Here is a 1,634-nt window from a genome sequence, read left to right as displayed (position 1 = left end):
GGGTACTGCTGACCGCGACCGTGCGGCGGTTGGCCGCGTCCCCGGTCAACCAGGCGCTGGAGGTGCCCGAGCTGCGCGCACTCGTCGGTGGTGGTCACGGGCACACCCAGATGATCCTGCGCATCGGATACGGCGATCCGGTTCCCGAGACCCCCCGCCGCACGCTGTCCGAGATCCTCGATCCCGGGTACACCCTCGCCTGACCAGGAAGCCGGCGGGATGCGGGGCAGGGCCGGCACTGCCTGCGGCAGGGTCAGTTGCCGTCGAGAGTCCCGAGCCGCCGCTGGTACTCCTCGTCGTCGATCTCGCCCCGGGCGTAGCGCTCGGCAAGCAGCCGCCGGGCCGTGAAGGTCGCTAGGTGCGGCCGGCTCCCACTCGCCGGCTTGGCGCGGTGCAGCCACCGGTACAGCAGGACGCCGGCACCGGCCAGCACCACCCAGAAGAGCAGCATGTTGAGCACCATGGCGGCGTACCCCCAGCCGCCCGTCCCGTGGTCGTACCAGTACATGGTCATCACTTCCCTCGTAAGGTTTCGGCGATGCCGCCCGCCCAGGCGTCAATCGCCGCCCAGTCCCGGAAGTCACCACGTGGGGCCCTCACCACGGCTGTGACGGCCCGCTCGGCGAAGCCGAGACGGTGTCGGTCCAGCTTCCCCGCGAACACGACGTGCTCGCGGGCGCCGATCGCGGCGACGAACTCGGCCGCCTCAGCCGGATCCTCGTCCGACCTGGGCGGGTCGCCGACCGGGCCGCTGGAGAAGAGCCATACCGGCACCCCGGCCAGCGCGGCACCGTGCCTGACGACGAGGTCTCGCGCTGGCCCCAGCCAGCAGCCGGCGTACACCGCGCTGCCCAGCACGACGGCGTCGTAGCCGTCCACCGTCGTCACCTGGCCGGCGGCCCGTACGTCCACGGTGGCCGACGGCAGCGCGGCGCGGATCGCGATTCCGATTCGTTCGGCGACCTCGGCGGTGGCGCCGTGCCTGCTAGCCACGGCGACCAGCGCGCGAACCGGCGCGTCCTTCCGTACCGGCCCGCTCGGGGCCGCCTCGACGGCAGGTACCGGCCGGGGCGGCGCGAGGCCTGCCACGGAGGCGGTCGGGGCGCCCGGCGACGGGCCGCGATCTCCCGACGGAGACGCGTGAAGCGCGGAGGTTTCCGGGTCAGGGGTTGCCATCGGACGGAGTTCCGGGGTGGTCTGCGGGGCATTCATCTGCGCCTCCGGAGATGTCGGCCTTCACCGACCAGCCTGCGTCATACCGGATCGCGCCCCCAGAGCCGCCCGGCCTACCGCGGCAGGTCCAACGACGTCCGTCCGGCGGGCCGTTGGACCTGTCCGAGTACACACCATCAGCCGGCCGTCAGCGGCCGGCTGATGGTGAACGGGCTAGCGCCGGATCAGGCGTGGGAGAGGACGACCTTCAGCGCGCCGGTTTCGGCCGGTCTGGTGAAGGCGTCGTACGCCGCGATGAAGTCGTCGAGCGCGAACCGGTGCGTGATCATGTGCCCCACGTCGAGTTGACCCGCGCTCAGCATCGTGAGCAGGTCCGGCGTCGAGTAGGTGTCCACCAGGCCGGTCGTGATCGTGACGTTCCTGCTCCACAGCTCTTCCAGGTGCAGCGTGGCCGGCTTGCC

At 71.8% G+C, this 1,634-nt stretch carries 2 protein-coding genes and 2 pseudogenes; 1 reads left to right on the top strand and 3 read right to left on the bottom strand.

The annotated features are described in order from the left end of the window. Window positions 1-203 (top strand): annotated as a pseudogene (locus tag ABNF97_RS33865) (Acg family FMN-binding oxidoreductase); the annotation flags it as partial. 50 nt (window positions 204-253) lie between these two features. On the opposite strand, the gene ABNF97_RS33860 reads toward ABNF97_RS33865, so the two are convergent. From ABNF97_RS33860 to ABNF97_RS33850, 3 genes and pseudogenes are all read right to left on the bottom strand, one after another. Then, on the bottom strand, window positions 254-514 hold the full coding sequence (locus ABNF97_RS33860) for an SHOCT domain-containing protein (RefSeq protein WP_349341057.1): 261 nt from the start codon (window positions 512-514) through the stop codon (window positions 254-256). Next, window positions 514-993: a flavodoxin domain-containing protein gene (locus ABNF97_RS33855; RefSeq protein ID WP_349341056.1), complete on the bottom strand. Its 480-nt coding sequence runs from the start codon at window positions 991-993 to the stop codon at window positions 514-516. Before ABNF97_RS33855 ends, ABNF97_RS33860 begins: the two co-directional genes overlap by 1 nt. A 404-nt stretch (window positions 994-1,397) precedes the next feature. Beyond that, a pseudogene (locus ABNF97_RS33850) lies at window positions 1,398-1,634 on the bottom strand (alcohol dehydrogenase); the annotation flags it as partial.

Origin of the sequence: Plantactinospora sp. B6F1 (assembly GCF_040120695.1) — a bacterium.
Classification (GTDB): domain Bacteria; phylum Actinomycetota; class Actinomycetes; order Mycobacteriales; family Micromonosporaceae; genus Plantactinospora.
This window is presented reverse-complemented; position numbering and strand designations above follow the sequence as displayed.